This is a genomic window from Bradyrhizobium sp. 6(2017) (assembly GCF_011058295.2).
Classification (GTDB): Bacteria; Pseudomonadota; Alphaproteobacteria; order Rhizobiales; family Xanthobacteraceae; genus Bradyrhizobium; species Bradyrhizobium septentrionale.
This window is the reverse complement of record NZ_CP049289.2, coordinates 5,483,638-5,504,799: the sequence shown is the minus strand read 5'-3', so window position 1 is coordinate 5,504,799 and position 21,162 is coordinate 5,483,638. Positions and strand designations below refer to the sequence as shown.

21 protein-coding genes and 2 pseudogenes are annotated in these 21,162 nt (G+C 64.8%); 12 read left to right on the top strand and 11 right to left on the bottom strand.

From position 1 onward, the window contains the following. Positions 1–27 precede the first annotated feature (27 nt). The 8 genes from G6P99_RS25805 to G6P99_RS25770 all read right to left on the bottom strand — a co-directional run bounded on the left by G6P99_RS25805 (position 28) and on the right by G6P99_RS25770 (position 7,062). Entirely contained in the window at positions 28–1,290 is a 1,263-nt protein-coding gene (locus tag G6P99_RS25805; RefSeq protein ID WP_245284658.1) for a 2OG-Fe(II) oxygenase, read from the bottom strand. Further along, positions 1,277–2,581, bottom strand: coding sequence for a hypothetical protein (locus G6P99_RS25800; RefSeq protein ID WP_165123848.1), 1,305 nt, complete (start codon positions 2,579–2,581; stop codon positions 1,277–1,279). The genes G6P99_RS25805 and G6P99_RS25800 overlap by 14 nt, the downstream gene beginning before the upstream one ends. A gap of 177 nt (positions 2,582–2,758) precedes the next feature. Continuing rightward, on the bottom strand, positions 2,759–2,962 hold the full coding sequence (locus G6P99_RS25795; RefSeq protein ID WP_029080745.1) for a hypothetical protein: 204 nt from the start codon (positions 2,960–2,962) through the stop codon (positions 2,759–2,761). A 14-nt stretch (positions 2,963–2,976) separates the two neighbouring features. Next, on the bottom strand, positions 2,977–3,177 hold the full coding sequence (locus G6P99_RS25790; RefSeq protein ID WP_029080746.1) for a hypothetical protein: 201 nt from the start codon (positions 3,175–3,177) through the stop codon (positions 2,977–2,979). 99 nt (positions 3,178–3,276) lie between these two features. Next, positions 3,277–3,921 carry a haloacid dehalogenase-like hydrolase gene (locus G6P99_RS25785; protein WP_029080747.1) on the bottom strand — a complete coding sequence of 215 codons (645 nt, stop codon included), beginning with the start codon at positions 3,919–3,921 and terminating at the stop codon, positions 3,277–3,279. Next, positions 3,914–5,539: a hypothetical protein gene (locus tag G6P99_RS25780; protein ID WP_029080748.1), complete on the bottom strand. Its 1,626-nt coding sequence runs from the start codon at positions 5,537–5,539 to the stop codon at positions 3,914–3,916. Before G6P99_RS25780 ends, G6P99_RS25785 begins: the two co-directional genes overlap by 8 nt. A gap of 1 nt (position 5,540) precedes the next feature. Then, positions 5,541–6,524 carry a UbiA family prenyltransferase gene (locus G6P99_RS25775; RefSeq protein ID WP_051346205.1) on the bottom strand — a complete coding sequence of 328 codons (984 nt, stop codon included), beginning with the start codon at positions 6,522–6,524 and terminating at the stop codon, positions 5,541–5,543. Positions 6,525–6,858: 334 nt separating this feature from the next. Continuing rightward, on the bottom strand, positions 6,859–7,062 hold the full coding sequence (locus tag G6P99_RS25770; RefSeq protein WP_029080749.1) for a hypothetical protein: 204 nt from the start codon (positions 7,060–7,062) through the stop codon (positions 6,859–6,861). Between the two features lie 257 nt (positions 7,063–7,319). Here G6P99_RS25770 and G6P99_RS25765 point away from each other — a divergent pair, with 257 nt between their 5' ends. Continuing rightward, positions 7,320–8,276: a TRAP transporter substrate-binding protein gene (locus tag G6P99_RS25765; RefSeq protein WP_084518446.1), complete on the top strand. Its 957-nt coding sequence runs from the start codon at positions 7,320–7,322 to the stop codon at positions 8,274–8,276. A gap of 21 nt (positions 8,277–8,297) precedes the next feature. Here the strand turns inward: G6P99_RS25765 and G6P99_RS25760 are convergent, their stop codons facing one another. Then, on the bottom strand, positions 8,298–10,127 hold the full coding sequence (locus tag G6P99_RS25760; protein WP_029080751.1) for an FAD-binding oxidoreductase: 1,830 nt from the start codon (positions 10,125–10,127) through the stop codon (positions 8,298–8,300). A gap of 188 nt (positions 10,128–10,315) precedes the next feature. On the opposite strand from G6P99_RS25760, the gene G6P99_RS25755 reads away from it, so the two are divergent. Together G6P99_RS25755 and G6P99_RS25750 are read left to right on the top strand one after the other, a co-directional pair. Then, the gene (locus G6P99_RS25755; protein ID WP_084518447.1) at positions 10,316–11,281 is read left to right on the top strand and encodes a LytTR family DNA-binding domain-containing protein; all 966 of its coding nucleotides are present in this window, start codon (positions 10,316–10,318) and stop codon (positions 11,279–11,281) included. Between the two features lie 127 nt (positions 11,282–11,408). Beyond that, a complete protein-coding gene (locus tag G6P99_RS25750) occupies positions 11,409–12,314 on the top strand; it encodes an alpha/beta fold hydrolase (RefSeq protein ID WP_029080752.1) in 906 nt (301 codons plus the stop codon). Here the strand turns inward: G6P99_RS25750 and G6P99_RS25745 are convergent. Both G6P99_RS25745 and G6P99_RS25740 read right to left on the bottom strand, forming a co-directional pair. After that, positions 12,311–13,590: pseudogene (locus tag G6P99_RS25745) on the bottom strand (spinster family MFS transporter). The gene G6P99_RS25750 and the pseudogene G6P99_RS25745 sit on opposite strands and share 4 nt — an antisense overlap. A 45-nt stretch (positions 13,591–13,635) precedes the next feature. Continuing rightward, positions 13,636–14,826: pseudogene (locus G6P99_RS25740) on the bottom strand (Rieske 2Fe-2S domain-containing protein). Between the two features lie 130 nt (positions 14,827–14,956). Between G6P99_RS25740 and G6P99_RS25735 the strand changes: the two are divergent. The 9 genes from G6P99_RS25735 (at position 14,957) to G6P99_RS25695 (ending at position 21,158) form a co-directional block, all read left to right on the top strand. Next, positions 14,957–15,472 carry a MarR family winged helix-turn-helix transcriptional regulator gene (locus G6P99_RS25735; RefSeq protein ID WP_051346207.1) on the top strand — a complete coding sequence of 172 codons (516 nt, stop codon included), beginning with the start codon at positions 14,957–14,959 and terminating at the stop codon, positions 15,470–15,472. Positions 15,473–15,686: 214 nt separating this feature from the next. After that, complete coding sequence (locus G6P99_RS25730) at positions 15,687–16,052, top strand: NADH-quinone oxidoreductase subunit A (protein ID WP_018271860.1); 366 nt, start codon at positions 15,687–15,689, stop codon at positions 16,050–16,052. Further along, the gene (locus tag G6P99_RS25725) at positions 16,043–16,633 is read left to right on the top strand and encodes a NuoB/complex I 20 kDa subunit family protein (protein WP_029080755.1); all 591 of its coding nucleotides are present in this window, start codon (positions 16,043–16,045) and stop codon (positions 16,631–16,633) included. Before G6P99_RS25730 ends, G6P99_RS25725 begins: the two co-directional genes overlap by 10 nt. A 10-nt stretch (positions 16,634–16,643) precedes the next feature. Next, on the top strand, positions 16,644–17,261 hold the full coding sequence (locus G6P99_RS25720; RefSeq protein ID WP_029080756.1) for an NADH-quinone oxidoreductase subunit C: 618 nt from the start codon (positions 16,644–16,646) through the stop codon (positions 17,259–17,261). After that, positions 17,258–18,454 (top strand): NADH-quinone oxidoreductase subunit D, encoded by a 1,197-nt coding sequence (locus G6P99_RS25715; protein ID WP_165123845.1) that lies wholly within the window; start codon positions 17,258–17,260, stop codon positions 18,452–18,454. Before G6P99_RS25720 ends, G6P99_RS25715 begins: the two co-directional genes overlap by 4 nt. A gap of 41 nt (positions 18,455–18,495) precedes the next feature. Beyond that, positions 18,496–19,107 (top strand): NADH-quinone oxidoreductase subunit NuoE, encoded by a 612-nt coding sequence (gene nuoE, locus G6P99_RS25710; protein ID WP_029080758.1) that lies wholly within the window; start codon positions 18,496–18,498, stop codon positions 19,105–19,107. Beyond that, positions 19,107–19,316 (top strand): hypothetical protein, encoded by a 210-nt coding sequence (locus G6P99_RS25705; protein ID WP_029080759.1) that lies wholly within the window; start codon positions 19,107–19,109, stop codon positions 19,314–19,316. Before nuoE ends, G6P99_RS25705 begins: the two co-directional genes overlap by 1 nt. 19 nt (positions 19,317–19,335) lie before the next feature. Beyond that, complete coding sequence (gene nuoF, locus G6P99_RS25700; protein ID WP_029080760.1) at positions 19,336–20,661, top strand: NADH-quinone oxidoreductase subunit NuoF; 1,326 nt, start codon at positions 19,336–19,338, stop codon at positions 20,659–20,661. Between the two features lie 8 nt (positions 20,662–20,669). Beyond that, positions 20,670–21,158 carry a hypothetical protein gene (locus G6P99_RS25695; RefSeq protein WP_156928563.1) on the top strand — a complete coding sequence of 163 codons (489 nt, stop codon included), beginning with the start codon at positions 20,670–20,672 and terminating at the stop codon, positions 21,156–21,158. The last annotated feature ends 4 nt before the right edge of the window (positions 21,159–21,162 follow it).

The following is a 21,162-nucleotide window of genomic DNA, read 5'->3' as shown; positions in this document are numbered from 1 at the left end:
GATGTGGGCTTGGTCGAACCGGCGCCGTCAGCCTTCCTCCCTTGAAATGAACCTGCGGTTTTCGTCCCTGATATCTGCCGCTGTCTGGTCGTAGAGGAACGGCAGGAACGCGTAGCGCTTGCCGCGCGTGACGAGGCTGACGGCGTGTAGCAGCGAGCAGGAGAATACGACGGCGCATCCGGTGGGTGGCTTGAACGACTGCGGCCCGTATTCCGGGAAGCAAATTTCGCCGCCGTCAAAATCGTCGTTCAGATTGATTGAAACCGCGAACCGGCGGTGCGCCGTGCCCTTGGTCGTGTTGTCTCGATGCGGTGCAAAGTGCGCGTTGTCGGCCGCGTCGTAACAGCCGACCATGTAACGCTCGATATGCGTCGCCTTGAATTGGTGAACCTTGGCGATCTCGGGAACGATCGCGCGCTCAATCCTCAGATCGACCTGACGTCTGAGCTCGGCGTCTTCAAGCAAAAAGTCCCTGCGCGCCTTGAACCGGACGTCCCTGACGCCGACCGTCTTGCCATCGATCTCGCGCATGACGCCGGACATTTCGCCGCCGTTGCTTTCGTAGAGGCCGATCAGATGCTTGCAAAAGGCCGGCTCGAACACCTGCGGCAAGTACAGGATCGGGGCCTGCAGACGAATCCCGGCGAAGCGATCCGGCGACGGCAGGGTGCGCAGGCGCGAGATCAGCGCGGCGGTTTGCCCGAGCGGAGCCATACCCATCACACGCAGGGTTGGATCGATCAGAATCCACATCCGCTTGTAGCGGGATTGCTCGCCTGGTGCCGAGGCCTGCGGAAGTGCGCCGTAGAGGCGGCTGACGGCCCCGTCAAAATCCAGGAAATATCGGATACCGTTCCGCTCGGACAGCGTCTCGTTAGCCTTGTCCCTCGCATCGATCGTCACGCCAAAGAACGCCGCGCGCTGTCCGTCGAAAACATCTGTTGCGTCCGTGACCTGCTGGATCACTTCGCGCGCGCTGTCGTCTCCGGCACTGCCGAGAAAGCTCAGCGCAAGATAGCGGCCGCCGGCACTTGAGAATGAATAATTCGGAAGCGAAAGCGTTTGCTGCGAAAACCACGGTGCGGCACTTCCGGGACCTAACGCGGCCGGACCTCCTTGCGCGCTCTGAACCACTTCAAGCTCCAATGAAAAAAAGGCGCTGAAAAATGGTGAGCGTATCGTCTCCCGGTGTCGTCGTCTACCTCGGCCCTGTCGCAAGAGCGGCTGGGTGACGACGGCCGGGCAGTGATCACATAAAGCGGGATGCTCGCCCGGATCAGGACGCCGCAAGGCCTGCGACGCCGGTCGGCTGATCGGGCCGCCAGGGCGGTGCGGATAACTCCTCGCGCCATTCGGGCGTCAGCCACCACAGCAGGAACAGCAGCGCGATCCCGTTCGACAGCAGGCTTGTCGTCAGTGGCACGTTCATGATCGTCGGAACGGCAATGCCTGAGGAAACCGCGATGAAGCGCGGCGACAGGTGCCGCGAGACCATCGATCCCACCGACAGGATCAGGCCGCACACCAGCGCCGAAACCGGGGCGAGCGCAAGACCGACCGATGCGATGCCCTCCGTGGCGAGGAACGATGCATTGAAATTGCCATCCTGATAGACCGCTCCCAGCGTCGGGCCGAGCGCGTCGTAGGGGCAGGCGGTGATGTGCCGCAGGATGGATATCTGGCAGAAGCGGGTCGGCTCGCGGTGTGCAAAGAAGTCGGCGTATTGATCAAGGGCGAGTGACGGGATCGCGGCGAAGCGCAAATTGATGGTGCCGAATACGATATAGCCCTTGTCGGCAACGAGAACGAAGAACGCTGTCAGACCGATGATCATCGGGATCAGGAATGCGAGCACGGTCGCCAGCCGCGGGCTGAACCGGCCGAACAGCCAGAACAGAAACGGCAGCCAGACCGGCAGCAGCAGAATGGTCTTGTTGTTGAGGACCGGATAGAAGCACAGGGCAAACAGCAACACGGCCGCCGCCGCCAGCCAGTGCCGGCGCGACGCAAGATGCGCGAACACATAGGGCAGAACCGCGCCGATGATGATTCCGGTCAGATAGTTCAACGGCACCGGACGCGTGACGGCGTTGCGGGCTTCTCCATAGGGATCGCCCACATTGGCTCCGTGGGAGATGTCTGCAATCAGCACGGCGAAGGATGCCCCGAGCAGCAGGACCACGATGCGCCTGATCGCCGTCTCGGACAGGTCGGGCCGCCAAAGCGGGATATTCTGGAACAGGAGAGGGATGATGGCCGCAGTCAGCGCGGCGATCATGGCCCAGCGCGCGATGGCGTGCGGATAATCGAACGCGCTGAAGAAGCTGAGCCAGACGAAGCCGAACACGGCCGACAGCAGCGAGAAGCCCACCAGGTAGCCGAAGCTGAATCGTCCCGCGACGAAGGCCGGGACGAAGACGGCCATGATGGCGGTGCCGAGGATGGCCTGCGCGGTGATGTCGGATTGCCAGACATGCATCCCCGGAAACGCGCGCGCGCAGGCGATCATCGAGGCGATGCTGAGGATGAAGAAGGCGGGGATCGCGACCCCGACAACCAGGTCGTCGCGCGTCAATTTCATCGGCCCGTCCGAATCCGAAAGCTGCGAGACAGCTAGCCGGTCGTCCCTGGACGAAGCAAGTTACGCAAAGTTAAGCCAAGGCCAGGCAACGTCCCGGTCTGTGTTGTTGTGTTTCCGCGCAGCGCTTTGTCACGGCGGTGCCGTATTGAATTTACAGACAGCAACACGCTGCCTCAATCAGGCAAAGAATGCGGCGATCGCGGCGAGGTCGGGCTGTCCGGGCGCGTCGCCGCGCAAATTGGCGTCGATGACGCGGCGGCAGGCGTCGACCGTGTTTGTGTCGCCCAGTTCGTTGGCGGCTTCGAGGATCGTCCACACTGTTTCAAGAGGAACATCGAGGGGCGCGTCGTTCTGCGTGGCGGTTTTCGGGTCTGACAGCATCGGCGCGGCCCGGGTTAGAATTCGAACAGGTCGCGGCCGCGCCGCGCCAGCACGTGCAGGTCCGCCACCGTGCCGCGCACCGCGTTGCAGCGGCGGCATTCGATGATGGTGTCGCCGGACGCGTGCGCCGGATCGGCGACCTTGATCGCCAGGCTGCCGCAATCGGTGCAGATGATCTTGAAGCCGGTCGAAATTACTTGCTGCTGCAAATTCATTGTGGGCCTGCGCCTCTGTTGACGCCGACCTTAACCGAACAATTTTTAAAACTGGGATCGCGGAGCGGATTGCAATCGAACGACCGCGTTAGGATGCGGTTAAGATTTCACCGCAGCCGCGTGGCCCTGCAGCTGAAGCGTCGGTTTGTCGAGCGCGGCTGCGGCGGCGCGCACGGCCTCGGACGCATTGACGGTGATGATTCCGGCGGCGTGGGCCCAGACCGCGAGGTCGGAGGCGCTGTCGCCGGCATAGATGAAGCCCTCGGGAAAGGTCTTCAGCAACAGGTCGGCCTTGTTGGCGCCCTTGAGATTGTGTTCGCCGTCGGAGGCGAGGACCTGGTCGATAAATGAAAGCCGCGATGCCAGCTTTTGCGCGAGCAGCGCGTCGGCCGCGGTCGCCAGCACGATGCGGCGGCCGGCGGCCTTCTCGCGCTCGGCCAGTGCTGCGACGTCCTGGCGGAGTTCGATCCGGCTCCAGTCGATGCTCTGGCGCAGGGCGAGCTCGCGCTTCAGCGCGGCACGGCCGCGCACCAGCCATGCGGCGCATGACGCGACGATCAGCGGATTGCGGCGCAGGATCGAGAAGAAGCTGAGATAGAGCAGGTCGCCCTTGATCAGCGTGCCGTCGAGGTCGAGCACCAGTGGCAGCGCCACGGGCAGGCCGAGCAGCGCGTCCGCACCGTCGGTGGAGGGACCGTCCTTTGGCTTCGCAATGCTTTCACCGGCGAGGCGATGCTCAGTCATTCGCGGCGCTCAGCCGGGTTGCGACCTTGCACACGTCGATCTCGCGTGCCCCGGTCTCGGTGGTCTTGCAGTCGGGGTAGCCGAACTTGTCGGCAAAGGCCACACCATCCCGGTCGGAGCTCGAGACGATCAGGACCTGTGGCGCGCCATGATTGGCGGCGCGGAACCTGGCGACCGAGGCGACATCGGGTGCATCCTGCCAATCCGGCGTGGCGCGCATGAAATCGCGCGCCTCGACATATTGCAGCGGGAAGTAGCCGAAATAGCGCGTCGAGGGCAGCGGCGAGGACAGGCCGACGCCGCGGCTCGCAAGTGCTGCGGTCTGCGCGGCGTGCAGGGTCGGACGAATGCGCCAGGCGAACAGATGGCTGTCTCGCTCAGTGATCAGGTCGGCATTGGCAAAGCTCTGGCCGGGATTGTCGTGGCCGGCGGCGAGCTCGCTCTCCAGCGTCGGCGCCCAGCTCTGGTAGGCGACGGCGCGCACCGCGGTCTGTCCGATCAGGCCCGACAGCGCGGCCAGGCAGAGCGCGCGGGAGAGTGCCGGTGCAGGCTGGCGGCTTGCGATCGCCAGCACGATCGCGATCCCGCTAAAGGGGGCGAGCCGTTCCGACAGCAGCGCCGAGCCGGTCTTGAGATTGAGCAGCGACAGCGCCAGCACCAGAACGAAGAAGACCGGCCACAGCAGGTCGCCCGAACCGAAGCGCCGCAGCGCGACGAAGCTCGCCAGCACGATCGCGCCGAGCACCGGCGCGAGCGCGATCACCTCCCACCAGGTGAAAGTGAAGAGATAGGTCGCGGCCACGATGCGCCGGATGATCTGGGCAACGCCGCCCGCGGCGCTCGCCGTCTCGCCGGCAATGTTCTGGTAGGTGAACAGGAAGCTTGCGATCAAAAGCAGGACCGGCAGCGCCGCCGCAGCAGCCCACACGCCGTCGCGCAGCAGGCGTTGCGCCGCGGCCCTGGCGCCCTGCCGCTCGAATGTCGCGACCGCGCGCGCGATGCCGTCGGCGGCGAGCAGCAGGCAGGCCGCGACGACCGAGGTGATGTGGGTCAGGTAGAGCGCGGCCAGCAACAGCGCGGTGGCGACGAAGGCCAGCGCATCGCGGCGCCCGCCGAGGCCACGCCAAAAACTCGCGAACAGCAGGAAAAGCGGGATGCCGAGCGCGAAATTGTAAAAACCCCAATGGATGAAGACGCCGAAGGCGACCGGCAGCAACAGCAGCGCCGGCAGCAGCGGCCGCTCGGTCTCGGCGCGGCTCGCCGCGAAGGCCGCAACGATCCAGACCAGGCCATAGAGGCTGAGGAAAAGGCTATTGGCGACCAGCGCATCGCCGGTCAGCCGGATCAATCCGGCGAGCAGCAGATAGATCGCCGAGTTCGGCTCGATCCGCGGATTCCATTGATAGAACGACGCCGCGGGCTCTTGCAGCGCGCCGCCCCAGCCGAACCGGGCGATCAAATCGGCCTGTGCCAGATGCACCGGCCCGTCCTGGGTCGGCACCAGTTTGACCAGCCAGATCGGACCATCCAGCAGCACGAGCAGCCCTGCGAACAGCAGCGCTGCGGCAACGACACCGAGATCGGCCTTCGGCGTCTCGAACGGAGTTGCGATCGACATGTTAGCGGATCCCGCCGAGACGGATCAGGTCCGAACTCGTGAGGCTGTTCAGCCAGGGCAGATCGACGAAGGTCAGCCCGCCGAACAGCGCCATGGTGACGGCGGCCGCGATCAGCATCGCCGGCTGCCGCATCAATTCCTCCGGCCGCGCCGCGGCGGAATCCGGCGTCAGCGCGAGCCGCATATAGGCCGCGAACAGCGCGATCAGCATCGGCACGACGACGAGATATTCGATGCGGTACTTCAACAGGAAGATCGCCATCATGAAGGCGAAGCCCTGGGCATAGACGAGGCAGCTCGTGACCAGGCTCGAATGGGTATAGACCGCGAAGGAGGGCCGGTAGGCGGCGAGGTTGGCAGTGCCGCCGGCTTCGACGATGGCACGATGCTCGGAGACGCGCTTGGCGGCCATCAGGAAGGCGCCGCCGAACCAGTAGGCGAGCAGGATCGACACCGGCGGCGCGATGCTCGGCACCACCGCGAACCAGCCGAACAGGAAGCGCAGCGGATTGTTGAGGGACTCGACGATGACGTCGATGAAGGCACGGTCCTTGGCGCGGATCGGACGCACGTTGTAGATCACGCCGAACACCGCGAACACGGTCGCGGCGAAGGCGTAACCGAGCCGGTTGGCGGCAAAGATGCCGATGGCGGTGAGCAGCACGTATTGGGCCAGGACGATGGTCGGCGACATCGCGGTCTGCACCGCGGGTCGTGCACGCTTGGTCGGGTGCATGGCGTCGAACGGCGCATCGAGCCACTCATTGATGGTGTAGTTCGCCGACGACAGCGCCATCGCGACGAACAGGCAGATGGCGAGGCGCTCGGCGAACGTCGCAAGCTCGATCGGTCCGGTCTGCGACATGATCAGCGCAAACGCGACGCCCGGGATGATCAGCACATGCTTGATCCAGTGGTCGGGCCTCGCGATCGCAATGTAATCGGTGATGCCGGCGGCCGGCTGGGCGTGGTTGGTGACGGACATCGCAATCCTCCAAACTCTGCCTGTCCCGCGTCGGGGCGCCGGCGGGGCAAGACGTGTTGAAAGGGGCAGCGATCGTGCCGCGGCGCGACGACCGGCTGCCGGTCGCGGCGTCAGGCGTGCAACGCGGTTAACGCCGGTAGTGGAGGAAGGGCTTGGCGCGGTTTCCGGCCGGCTCGGCCGGCATTTCGTTTGGTCAGCTCGCGCGCCGCTGTCGGGTTTCCGCGACCACCTTTCGGTGGTCTGCGCTGGAATGGGACAGCTGTTTCAATTCGGCAGCGCACAACAAAAAGCCGCCCGAAGGCGGCCGTTCTGTTTGCCGAAGCCTGAGGAAATCCTAGCGGACGGCCGAGGTGCCCGAGGAGGTGATCGCCACTGGCTTACCGGCCTTGATGACCTGGGTCGTCTGGGCGGTCTGGGTGAAATCCGCGTTGTTCCGGGCCGAAATGCCGAAAGCCGCAACTGCGATGCCGGCAACGAGGGCAACGACCACAATCTTCAGATGGGTCGAGCGATCAGCTGAATGGATCGAGTGGTTCATGGTCGCCTCCGGGCGTCTGTGCGCCGTCTATGGCAGCTACTGGTAAGGCCGATCTGTTTCCGGATCGTTTCGTGAGTTCCCTGAAATGGTTTCGTGCCACCGGAGGATTGGTTTCACCGTGCCTTGCATCACACAGGCGGAGGGCTGAAACTGGCCACACGCGCGGGACAGCGCCCCGGAGAAAAACAATAATGAAAACAATGAAGATGACCCGCAGGGGCCTGTTGGGAACTGGCTCTGGTGCGGTCGCTGCGGCGATGTTTGGCAAACGAGCCGTTGCCGCCGCCGAGTTCGATTTTAAGCTCGGCGTTGACACCCCGGAAACCCACCCGTTGACAATCCGTCTCGTCGAGGCCGCCACGGCAGTGGCCGAGCAGTCGGCCGGCCAGGTCAACATCACGGTGTTTTCCAACAGCCAGCTCGGCGGCGACCCCGAAATGCTGTCGCAGGTCCGCGCCGGCGGTATCGAGTTGATGGCGGCGCCGAGCCTGACCCTGTCGATCCTGGTGCCGCTGTCGGGCCTGCCGAGCATCGGCTTCGCCTTCCAGTCCTACGACCAGGTCTGGGCCGCGATGGATGGCGGCGTCGGCGAGACCGTGCGCGAGGCGATCGGCAAGACCGGCCTGGTGCCGATGAAGAAGGTCTGGGACAACGGCTTCCGCCAGATCACGTCATCGTCGAGCCGGCAGCTCGGCAGCGTCGACGATCTCAAGGGTTTTAAGATCCGCGTGCCGGTGACGGCATTGCTGACCTCGCTGTTCTCCGGGCTCGGCGCGCTGCCGTCGAGCATCTCCTACAGCGAGCTCTACTCGGCGCTGCAGACCCACATCGTCGAGGGGCAGGAGAATCCGCTAGCGCAGGTCTCGACCGGAAAGCTCTACGAGGTGCAGAAATACTGCGCGCTGTCGAACCATTGCTGGAGCGGCTACTGGATCATCGGCAACCGCCGCGCGATGGCGAGCCTGCCGCCCGATCTGCTCGAGATGATCAACACTGCGTTCGATGCGGCCGCCGTGAAGGAGCGGGCCGACCTGGTCGCGATGGACCGCTCGTTGCAGGCCGAGCTGACCGAGAAGGGCATGACGTTCAACAAGCCCGATCCGGTGCAGTTCAGGGCAGCCTTGGTGAAGGCCGGCTTCTACACGCAGTGGCAGAAGACCTATGGCGCGGACGCCTGGGCGGCGCTGGAGAAATATACCGGCAAGCTGACGTGACGGAGTGAGCGCGGCGATCTCTCATTGATGTGCCGCTAGCCGCGCAAATCCATCGTCGCTCCAATCCTCGCTGCCGACGCCGTGCCGCACGAAGAACAGGCCGCCCGGATCGTACTGCTGCTTGATCTGCAGAAGCCGCGTGTAGTTCGCCCCCCAATAGGCCTGCTGCCATTTCGGTTCGAAGAAGCTGCTTTCCGCAAGATAGGCACCGCCATCCGGCGCGACCTTTCTGAGTTCTCCGACGGCCTTCGCGATCCCCGCGGCATTCTTGCGCGCGTCGGCCGGATCAGGCTCGTGGCCGCTGAGGCCGGAATAGGCCGGCGGGCCCTCGCTCGCGATGATTGCGAGCACGAACGCGTCGATCACAGCGGGGTTCGTCGCGGTCTCTTTCGCCGAGGCGATTGCAGCCTCCGATCCGCCGGCCAGCCCTTTCTGGAAGTGCAGTTCGACTGTCGCATGCTGTGCGGCCGCGAGCAGGGCTTCGACCAGGCGCGGGCGCTCCACACCGCCCAGCAGCGAGGCCGGAAGCCAGAGCGATTCAAAGCCATGAATGAAATGCCCGGCTTCGCTCAGATTGGCGGCCCAGAACACGTTCTCCGCCGGCGCGCCGGGACGGTCGTCGGACAGGATCGCCTGCGGCGCGCGCTGCCTGATATAGGCGGCGTCCCAGCGGCGCGCTGCCGGACCTGTGCGGATCGACGGCGAACGGGTGAAGGCGAATTCGCCCCCGGCTTCGCTCACGAGGCGAATGAAGGCCTGCCACAGTTCGTCGGCCTGCTGCTTACTTAGCCCCTGGAACGAGAGCTGGATGTCGAGCACATTGCCGGGCTTGATGTTGACGATCTCGCCCCAATGGCGGTCATGCAGGCGGTCGGCGTAGAGATCGACGAACGCGCCGACGAGCTTGCGGAATGATGAGCCGGAAGCGGCCTGGATCGTCATGGAGGCGAAGCCAAACACATCGGGTAGTTCATGGGTCCGCAGCGTCAGGCGGGTGACGACACCGAAGGTGCCGCCGCCGCCGCCGCGCAAGGCCCAGAACAGGTCCGGGTTGCTGCGGGCATTTGCGATCCGGACGACACCGTCCGCGGTGACGATTTCGGCTTCCAGCAGGCTCGCCGCGGCGGTGCCGTAGTTCTTCGAATAGCTGCCGAAGCCGCCGCCCTGCACCAGCCCCGCGACGCCGACGGTTCCGCAGCCGCCGCCTTGGACATAGCGGCCACTCCGGGTCGTCACCTCGTTGTAGACATGCATCCAGATCGCGCCGGCACCGACGGTGACGGCCGGCTGCGGCGGATCCTCAGAGCCTTGCGCGACGAAGCTCTCGTGCAGCGTGATGTCGTTCATCGCCCGCGTCCAGATCATCAGCGAGTCCGGTGCACTCGATGTGCCGAGATAGGAGTGGCCGCCGCCTCTGACGACCAGCCGCAGATTGTTGTCGCGGGCGAAATTGACGGCAGCGACGACATCGGCGGTCTTGCGCGCTGCGACCGCGTAGACACTCGGCTGCGACGCCCAGGCGTCGAGATAGCCCGTGGTCTGGGTCAGCGCCGCGTCATCGCCGATGTAGTAGGGATTTTTGAGCCCCTTGAACACATCGCGGCAAGCCGCGCCGGCAGGATTGTCCTGACACGCCACGAGCGGCGACTTTACCGCCATGAGCCGCCCCTTGGTTTGCTCGTTGAGCCGGTTCCAACTGGCTGCCGACGGCCATTCAGCATCCGAGGGGCGCGTTCGCCGAAGCATTTGCGACGAAATGCTCGCGCCTTGCGCTGCGGCAACCGGCCTCGGCACCATCCAGTGCGCCACCGGCGTCAGGGCCGCGCCGATCAGGAGTTTGCGACGATTCATCGGCCGGTCACCGGTCCGTGAGCAGAGCCGATTTTCACGCCGTCCGGACGGCTCGCCATCCTGCTTTGCGGGACGACGTTCGCTTGCCTGTGATAAAGACCGGCTTGAGTGACGGATCGCAATTGGGTCCCCGACCTAACCACCGGGGCAGATGACCTGACGAGTTGCACCATCTATTCCATCCCGACATGCCCACGACGCAGCCAGAGAATTCCATTGAACCGGTGACAGGTCGTCGCGTCGAGCGGGCTTGGGACGAGCAACCCGATTCCAGGGACGAAAATCGACCCGATGTGACGGCGACGCGATGGAGCGGGGCGGGGCGCGCATCGATGCTGGCCTATGGCTGGGTGGCGCTGCTGATCGTGGCGAGCGGCATGGTCAACGTCTTCTCCTCGGTGAACGAGTTCAAGCCGTCCGCGGGGTTCGCGCCATTGCGCGTGCCCGTGCTGCTCGAGGTGACGAGTGCCGTTGCATGGATCCTGTTTCTGCCGCTGCTGCGAAGCGGCGTCGCACAATTGCGTCTTGGGCGCAGCCGCGTGATGGCGGTCACGCTGGCGGGGGCGGCGACGCTGCTCTACGCGTTCGCGCATCTCGTCACCATGGTCGGGTTGCGCAAGCTGTTGCTGGCCGATGTCTATGCGTTTCACTGGATGACGGCATTTCCGCATGAGTTCCGGAAGGACATTGTCTCGTCGGTGATGGTGGCTGTGGTGATCTGGTTGATGGATCGCAGGGGGGCGGTGATACCAGGGGCGCCGGCGCTGCCGGCCGAGGTGGCGGCACGGCCGGTGGCCGAGCCGCCCGTCGACGCCGCCAACCCCAGCCTCTGGCTGCGGGATGGCGCGACGAGCTTTCGGATCGATCCCCGCGACATCGTGGCCGTGACGTCCGCCGGCAACTATGTCGAATTCAGTCTTCCCAGCGGACGCCGTCTCATCCGCAGCACGCTGGCGCGCGAGCAGGATCGGCTCCAGCCGTTCGGCCTTGTCCGCGTGCATCGGGCGAGACTGGTGAATCCAGCGCGGGTCGTGGCAGTCGAGCATCGCCCGGCGGGGGACTTTGTCCTGCGCATGGACAATGGCGAGACGTTCGCCGGCAGCAAGCGCTATCGGAACGTCGTGGCGGCCTTCACAGAAAATACGAACAGGTAAAACCCGCGTAGGACTGGCGTCGCCAGCCCGAATTACCTCGCGCGTAATCGCGGGCACGACCTCGCTTTGCGATGATCGGTCTATGGGTGGCGTCCACGTCACGGCCGATCCGCAAGGGAGATCTGAGATGAATCGTCGAACAGTCCTCGAAGCAACTTTGCTTGGCACCGCTCTCGCCGCGGCAGCGCCTGCCGACGCGCAAACCACGCCGCCGCAGCCGGTGCGCCCGTCGCGCGTGACGGCGAGGGATGGGACCTCGCTGTTCGTCCAGGATTGGGGTGCAGGCCGGCCGGTGCTGTTCCTCGCCGCCTGGACATTCAATTCCAGCGTCTGGGGCAGTCACATCGTGGCGCTCAATGCGAAGGGGTATCGCTGCGTCGCGCCTGACCGGCGCGGGCACGGCCGCTCCGACATGCCGATGACGGGCTACGATCTCGACACGCTGACCGACGACGTCGCCGCCGTGATCGAGCAGCGCGACCTGCGCGACGTGACACTGGTCGCGCATTCGATGGGATCGATCGAGGCGGTGAACTATCTGGCGCGCCACGGCGCGGATCGCATCGCGCGGCTGGTCCTGGTGGCGTCGACCACGCCGTTCCTGGTGCAGACGGAGGACAATCTCGACGCGGTTCCGAAGCCGATGATCGACGCCCAGAATGCCGCCATCGCGCAGGACTTCCCGAGATGGATGGGAGAGAACGAAGCGCCGTTCTTCATGCCCGATACGCCCGAGGTCACGCGGGCCTGGATCAGGGAGATGATGCTGAGCGTGCCGCTGCCGGTGGCGCTGGCCTGCCGCAAGACCATCTCCTTTGCCGATCTGCGCGCGGCGGCGAGGGCGATCGATCGCCCGACGCTGATCGTGCACGGCGACAAGGATGCCAGCGCGCCGCTCGAACTGACCGGCGCGAGGACCGCGGCGCTGATCAAGGGCAGCAGGCTTTCCGTCTACGAAGGCGCGCCGCACGCTCTGCCGTTGACGCACAGCGCACGCCTGATGTCCGACCTGCTGGCCTTCATGGCTGCTTAACTGGCGCGCGCGATGTCCGATCGGATCGAGCGCGCGGCCAAGACGAACAGCAGCGCGCCGAGCGTCGTCGTCACCGCCGCCGACAGCAGCGAGTAGCGAACGGCGTCCGCGCCGTACGCGCCCTTCAGGGCGTCGTTGATCATGCCGACGGCGAGGGGGCCTATGCCCTGGCCGAAGCAGGTCGCGGTGAGCAGCACGATCGCGGAGGCCAGCGCGCGCATGCTGGGCTTTGCCACGGTCTGGGCAATGGCGAAGATCGGGCCGAGATGGAAGCCGACCAGGAACGAGGTCAGCGCCAGCGTAGCGACCATCAGCGCGAAGCTCGGCGTCAGCATGCACAGCGCGAACACCGGGCCGGCGAGGCCGGACATGATCGCAGGCGCCCACAGTTTCCAGCGGTCGTCGCGGCGGCTGATCTGCGCCACCACGAGGTGCCCGCCATGCCGGAAAGACCCTTGAAGGTGCCGGCATAGGTGCCGATCTCGGCGCTGGTGAGATGATGGATACGCGCCAGGAACGGCGGGATCCACACTGCGGTGGCGTAGTTGGTGTAGGTCGTGAGACAAAAGCCGACCAAGACGATGACGAAGCTCGGCTGCGATATCAGGAAACGCAGCGTCGGCCCGATCGGCTCGGCCTTGAAGGTCTCGGCCATCGCGCCGCGCGCAGGCTCTGAAATCGTCAGCCACAGCACGGCGGCGAGCGCGATGCCCGGCAGGCCCGCGGTGAAAAAGGCCATCCGCCAGCCATAGTGCTGGTTGACATAGCCGCCGATGAAATAGCCGAGGAAGACGCCCAGATAGGTGCCGATCGCATAGATGCCGAGCGCGCGCGGCCGTTCGTTCTTGTCGAACAGATCGGCGATCATCGATTGCGAGGCCGGCGTGCCCGCGGATTCCCCGATGCCGACGCCGATCCGCGCCAGCGCCAGCGTCGTGACGCTGGAGGCGAGGCCGCACAGATAGGTCATCGCGCTCCAGAACGCGAAGGCGCAAGCGACGATGTTACGGCGGTTGAGGCGATCGGCCATCCGCGCGATGGGAATGCCGAGCAGCGAGTAGAACAGCACGAAACCGAACCCGGCGAGCAGGCCCATCGTGGTGTCGCTGAGGAAAAACTCCTTCTTGATCGGCTCGATCAGCACGTTGAAGATCGTGCGGTCGAGGAAGTTGAGGGCGTAGATGATCGTCAGCAGAGCGAGGACGTAGTAGCGGCGCCCGGCAGGCCTGGCGCCGGCTTGCGCTTGCGCAGCCGCCTGCGGTGCGAGATCGACCATGCTTCCCCCTGATGAACTTTGTTGTTGCTTGGTCGCACGCGGCCCTTACGCCTCTCGGATGTAATTCCCCGCTTCGAATTCGACCGGCCCGGCCTCGGCGTCGAACGACACGCCGATCGGGTCGCGGCCGGCGGCGAGCGCCTCGAGCTGCTCGCCAAGCATCCGCCGGATCATCAGGATGCCGCGGTCGCTCTGGCCGAAATGCTCCTCCGAATGGACCGTCACCGCTCCCTGGCCGACCTGCGCCTCGTAGTCGCCGGGGAATTGCTGGTGCTCCTGCTCGGTCATGTCCCACCAGAACTTGTCGTTGAACCTGGAGCGCATGCGGCTGATATCGCCCGCGTTCTTGACCCGGCCGGCGACATAGATGCGGAACGAGGTGTCGTCGATCGGCTAGGTCCAGCCGATTGATTCGACGCGGGCGAATTGCGCGACCCGCGGATTGGGCACGACGCGCAGCGTGGGGAGGGCGACCTCGGTGACGCGATAAAACACCCTGCCGTCGTCCTGCCGGCGGATCGAGCGCACCGCGACGCCGCGCGGCGACATCTCGAACTTCACCTCGGGCATCGAGGCCATCATGGTGGTGAACTGCGGCCCTGAGAACGAGCCGTGCAGCACCGGCACGTGGTAGGGGTCGGCGACGTTCTCGAAATGCTGCAACCAGTTGCAGGGGATCACGGCCGGGCCGCCGCCGCCGATCGAGGAATCGTCGGCCTCGACGAACTCGCCATCATCCATGGTCTCGAGGCATTCGTAGCGCGGCAGCACCGGCTTCTTCTCGGCCGGTCCCATATAGGCGAAGATCAGGCCGTAGCGTTCCTGCACCGGATACCAGGGTTGGCGCACCTTGTCCTTGAACAGGCCGCCTTCGGGCTCGCAGGGCTGCTCGAGGCAGCGGCCTTCGGTGTCGAACTTCCAGCCGTGATAGCAGCAGCGAATGCCGTCTTCCTCGACCTTGCCGTAATAGAGAGTGGTGCCGCGATGGCAGCAACGGCCATGCAGCAGTCCGATCCGGTCATGCCGGTCGCGGAACAGGATCAAATCCTCACCGAGCGCACGGACTTTTCTGGGGATATCGGTGGCGTCGCCGGCGAGGCCGACCGGATGCCAGTAGCGCCGCAGCAGCTCACCCATCGGCGTGCCGCGGACGACCGAGGTGAGCTCGGTCCGGGTGGTGGGCGGCTTCATCGCATAGGCCGTGCCGAGATCGCGGTCCCGCTGGGTGATCGTCATGTTGTTCCTCCCGCCGCTGGTCTGGTGCCCGCGGTCGTGCTGTCGTTGATGAAGTCAACGATATATCGATGACAATGTCAACGATCTCGACTAGCTTGGCAGCGCGCGGCTTTGTTGGCAGAGGTTGGCGATGACCGAGAAGCTCAGGACGGAGAGGGCGTTGCCGCCGGAAGCCGTGGTCGACGCCGAGCTGGCGCCGATCACCGCGATGATGTCGTCGCGGCTGATGGTGCTGGCGAATTTGCTCAAGCGCGGTGCGATGCTGCGTTACAAGCGGCTCGCGGGGCTGTCCTCGGTCGAGTTCGGTCTGGTCGCCTCGCTCGGCCGGCGGCCGCCGATGAGCGTGGTGCGGTTGGCCGAAGCGGTCGGCATGGACAAGGGGCAGATCAGCCGGGCGCTCGCCGAGCTCGTCGCGCGCAAGCTGGTGGCCAAGGCGGCCAACCCGCGCGACAACCGCGAAACCCTGGTCTCGCTGACCAAGTCGGGCCTCGCCGCCCATGACGCGATCGTGGCCGGTGCGCAGGAGCGAAACCGGCTCCTGCTGGAACAGCTTACCCCACAGGAACTTGCGCTGCTGCTCGGACATGTCGACCGGCTGACGGAGATCGCCGCCGAGATGCTCACCGCCGAGCGCGAGCTGGGCTGATATGGCGAGCGCGCAGGGCACCAGATGGCCGACGCAGCGTTGTCGATTGAGGCAAGTGCTGCCGCCTGATCGGGCCGAGGGCCCGCGGGAAGGACGGTAAAAGCGTCAAAATAGCTTGTCTTGCGCCCCCTGTTGCGCTGCGCTAAAGCCTCAAGAACAATTCCAATCAACGAATCTGCGGCGCGTCCGAAACCGCAGCAAGAAGGCCTCGCCGATGACCGGCATCCTGCAGAATTACCTCCCACTTGTGGTCTTTATCGGAGTCGCCAGCCTGATCGGTCTGGCGCTTCTGATCGCGCCGTTCCTGGTCGCGTTCCAGTCGCCCGACCCGGAAAAGCTGTCCGCCTATGAATGCGGATTCAACGCTTTTGACGACGCCCGCATGAAGTTCGACGTCCGCTTCTATCTGGTGGCGATCCTCTTCATCATCTTCGACCTCGAAGTGGCGTTCCTGTTCCCCTGGGCGGTGGCGTTCGGAAAGCTCGGCGCGACCGGCTTCTGGTCGATGATGGTCTTCTTGGCCGTGCTGACGGTCGGGTTTGCATATGAATGGAAGAAAGGCGCGCTCGAATGGGATTGAGCCCCACCGCCGCATCCTCGCAGCCGGCGATCGCGCAGGCTCCGAAAGGAATCATCGATCCGTCGACCGGCAGGCCGGTCGGCGCCAATGATCCGTTCTTCCTTGAGGTCAATCACGAGCTGTCCGACAAGGGCTTCTTCGTCGCCGCGGCCGACGACCTCATCACCTGGGCGCGTACCGGCTCGTTGATGTGGATGACCTTCGGTCTCGCGTGCTGCGCAGTCGAGATGATGCAGGTCTCGATGCCGCGCTACGACGTCGAGCGCTTCGGCTTTGCGCCGCGTGCCTCGCCGCGGCAGTCCGACGTGATGATCGTCGCGGGCACCCTGACCAACAAGATGGCGCCCGCGCTGCGCAAGGTCTACGACCAGATGCCGGAGCCGCGCTACGTCATCTCGATGGGCTCCTGCGCCAATGGCGGCGGCTACTACCACTATTCCTACTCGGTGGTGCGCGGCTGCGACCGCATCGTGCCGATCGACATCTACGTGCCGGGCTGCCCGCCCACGGCGGAAGCGCTGCTTTACGGCGTGCTGCTGCTGCAGAAGAAGATTCGCCGTATCGGCACCATCGAACGCTAAGGTTTCAGGCATGGACGACGGCAAGCTCGACGCCCTTGGGCAGACGATCGTGAGCGCGCTTCCGGGCGCCGCCACCGCGCACTCGGTCGCCTTCAATCAACTCACTATCGACGTCGAGATTGGCAGAATCGTGGACGTCGTCACTTTTCTGCGTGACGATCCGAACTGCCGCTTCGTCAACTTCACCGACGCGACCGCGGTCGACTATCCGAGCCGCGAAAAGCGCTTCGACGTCGTGTACCATCTGCTATCGCCGACACTGAACGCCCGCATCCGGCTGCGCGGGCAGGCCGACGAGACCACGCAGGTGCCGTCGATCATCGGCGTGTTCCCGGGCGCCGACTGGTTCGAGCGCGAGACCTACGATCTCTACGGCGTGATCTTCACCGGTCATCCGGACATGCGCCGCCTGCTGACGGATTACGGCTTCGACGGCCATCCGCTGCGCAAGGACTTCCCGCTCACCGGCTTCGTCGAGGTCCGCTACGACGACCAGGAGAAGCGGGTGCTGTACGAGCCTGTCCGGCTCAACCAGGAATTCCGCAAGTTCGATTTCCTTTCGCCCTGGGAAGGCGCGGACTATCCGCTGCCCGGTGACGAGAAGGCCAAGGCGGAGCCGAAGCCATGAACGAGCAACCGCAAAATCTTCGCAACTTCACCATCAATTTCGGTCCGCAGCATCCGGCGGCGCACGGCGTGTTGCGCCTCGTGCTGGAGCTCGACGGCGAAGTTGTCGAGCGCGTCGATCCGCATATCGGCCTGCTTCATCGCGGCACCGAGAAGCTGATCGAGCACAAGACCTATCTGCAGGCGATTCCGTATTTCGACCGGCTCGACTACGTCGCGCCGATGAATCAGGAGCATGCGTTCTGCCTCGCGGCGGAAAAGCTGCTCGGCATCACGGTGCCGCGTCGCGGCCAGTTGATCCGCGTGCTGTATTGCGAGATCGGCCGCATCCTGTCGCATCTGCTCAACGTCACCACCCAGGCGATGGACGTCGGCGCGCTGACCCCGCCGCTGTGGGGTTTCGAAGAGCGCGAAAAGCTGATGGTGTTCTATGAGCGCGCCTCGGGCTCGCGCATGCACGCGGCGTTCTTCCGCGTCGGCGGCGTGCACCAGGACCTGCCGCCGAAGCTGATCGACGATATCGATGCATGGTGCGATCCGTTCCTGAAAGTCGTCGACGATCTCGATACGCTGCTGACCGGCAACCGCATCTTCAAGCAGCGCAACGTCGACATCGGCGTGGTGCCGCTGAAGGAAGCCTGGGAGTGGGGTTTCTCCGGCGTGATGGTGCGCGGTTCGGGCGCGGCCTGGGACCTGCGCAAATCGCAGCCTTACGAGTGCTACGCCGAGATGGATTTCGACATTCCGATCGGCAAGAACGGCGACTGCTACGACCGCTATCTGATCCGCATGGAAGAGATGCGTCAGTCGGTGCGCATCATGAAGCAGTGCGTCCAGAAGCTGAAGGCGCCGGACGGGCAGGGCCCGGTCGTGGTCGAGGACAACAAGATCGCGCCGCCGCGCCGCGGAGACATGAAGCGCTCGATGGAAGCGCTGATCCATCACTTCAAGCTCTACACTGAAGGCGTGCACGTGCCGGCCGGCGAGGTTTATGCCGCGGTCGAGGCGCCGAAGGGCGAGTTCGGCGTCTATCTGGTCGCCGACGGCACCAACAAGCCCTACAAGTGCAAGATCCGCGCGCCGGGCTTCGCCCATCTGCAGGCGATGGATCACATCTGCAAGGGCCATCTGCTGGCCGACGTTTCCGCCATCCTTGGCTCGCTGGACATCGTGTTCGGCGAAGTCGACCGGTGATGATGTCCGCATCCGCACCGCCCGCAATGAGAGTTTGATCGATGTCCGTCCGCCGCCTTGCCCCGAAGGAATTGCAGCCCGCGAGCTTCACGTTCACGGACGAGAATCTCGCCTGGGCCAAGAAGCAGATCGAGAAATATCCGCCGGGCCGCCAGGCTTCGGCTGCGATCGCGATCCTGTGGCGCGTCCAGGAGCAGCATGACGGCTGGGTGTCGGAAGCCGCGATCCGCGCCGTCGCCGACCTGCTCGAGATGCCGCATATCCGCATGCTGGAGATCGCGACCTTCTACACCATGTTCCAGCTCTCGCCGGTCGGCAAGAAGGCGCATGTGCAGGTGTGCGGCACCACGCCGTGCCGGCTGCGCGGCGCCGCCGACCTGATCGAGGTCTGCCAGCATCGCATCCATCATGATCCGTTCCAGCTGTCGAAGGACGGCAACTTCTCCTGGGAAGAGGTCGAGTGTCTCGGCGCCTGCGTGAACGCGCCGATGGTGCTGATCTGGAAGGACACCTATGAGGACCTGACCAAGGAAAGCTTCGGCAAGGTGCTCGACGGTTTTGCCGCCGGCAATCCGCCGAAGCCGGGCCCGCAGGTCGACCGTCAGTTCTCGGCCCCCGCGGGCGGTCCGACCACGCTGAAGGAAACGACCTGATGGCGGCCACTCAGGTGCAGGCAAACGGGACGGGGAGGGCTGCGATGAAGGCTTGGCGCACGATCGCCCTCCATACTTCTGTCGCGGCCGGCTTCATGTTCCTGCTGCAACGTTACGGCCTGAGCGCGACGCTGGAATCCAGCCTGTTGTGGGCCATCGTGTTCGGCGGCTGCGCCGCCGGGCTCGCTTACTCCCAAGCCAATCGGTGATGTTCGGAAAGTTTTGAGCATGCTCGACGACAAGGACCGCATCTTCAAGAACCTCTACGGCCTGCATGATTGGGGCCTGGAGGGCGCGCGCCGCAGAGGCGCCTGGGATGGTACCAAGGGGATCATCGACAAGGGCCGCGACTGGATCATCAACGAGATGAAGGCCTCGGGTCTGCGCGGCCGCGGCGGCGCGGGCTTCCCGACCGGCATGAAGTGGTCCTTCATGCCGAAGGAGTCCAAGGACGGCCGTCCGAGCTATCTCGTCGTCAACGCGGACGAGTCGGAGCCCGGCACCTGCAAGGACCGCGAGATCATGCGGCACGATCCGCATCTGTTGGTCGAGGGCTGCCTGCTCGCGAGCTTCGCGATGGGCGCGCACGCCTGTTACGTCTATATCCGCGGCGAATTCATCCGCGAGCGCGAACACCTGCAGGCGGCGATCGACCAGGCCTATGAGGCCAAGCTGGTCGGCAAGGACAACATCAACGGCTGGCCGTTCGACATCTATGTCGCCCACGGTGCCGGCGCCTATATCTGCGGCGAGGAAACCGCGCTGCTCGAGAGCCTCGAGGGCAAGAAGGGCCAGCCGCGGCTGAAGCCGCCGTTCCCGGCCAATGTCGGCCTCTATGGCTGCCCGACCACGGTCAACAACGTCGAGTCGATCGCGGTCGCGCCCGACATCCTGCGCCGCGGCGCCGCCTGGTTCGCCGCCATCGGCCGTCCGAACAATGTCGGCACCAAGCTGTTCTGCATCTCCGGCCATGTCGAGCGGCCCTGCAACGTCGAAGAGGCGATGGGGATTCCGTTCCGCGAACTGATCGAGAAGCATTGCGGCGGGATCCGCGGCGGCTGGGACAATCTGAAGGCCGTGATCCCCGGCGGCTCGTCGGTGCGCATGGTGCCGGCCGAGCAGATCATCGACACGCCGATGGATTTCGACAGCTTGAGCAAGCTGCGCTCGGGCCTCGGCACCGCGGCCGTGATCGTGATGGACAAGTCGACCGACCTGATCCGGGCGATCGCGCGCATTTCCTATTTCTACAAGCATGAGAGCTGCGGCCAGTGCACGCCGTGCCGCGAGGGCACAGGGTGGATGTGGCGCGTCCTGACCCGCATGGCCGACGGCCGCGCCCACAAGCGCGAGATCGACATGCTGCTCGAGGTCACCAAGCAGGTCGAGGGCCACACCATCTGCGCGCTCGGTGACGCCGCCGCCTGGCCGATCCAGGGCCTGATCGCGCATTTCCGTCATGAGATTGAAGAGCGGATCGATCAGTATTCGCACAAGGCCGATCTCGACGATCAGGGCGTTCGCGATCCCGTGCACATGGTAGCTGCGGAGTAATGACGGCGATGACGCAAAAGGCCGCATGGTGGCAGAGATACGGGACGTTTGCGCAGATGGCGCACGCGACCGTGGCGCTGCTCGGCTTTTGCGCCGTCCTGCTGCAGATCAACGAGATCCGTTGGTCGAGCCGCGCCTCCGCTGCGCGCACGGCGTTTCTGGGTTACACCGATCTCGCCTTCAAGAACCCGAAATTCGCGCAGCCCGATTACGAGGCTATCAAGGCCGGCGGTCGCGAAGAGCGGTCGCAGTATGAGAGCTTCGTCTCGTACTTCCTCTATGCCTGCGAGGAGACCTTTGCTGCATTCGCGGACAAGCGCGAATGGCAGGCGTCCTGTGACTACGATCTGAAGCCGCATTTGCCGTTTCTTTGCGAGAAGAACCAGGCGCAGCCCGCCTATCTCGCGACCTACGGCACCGACACCCAGCAATGGGTGAAGACCTCACTGAAAACCGCCAGCGTCGCACCGCCCGACTGCAAGCTCGGAAAGACCTGAGACA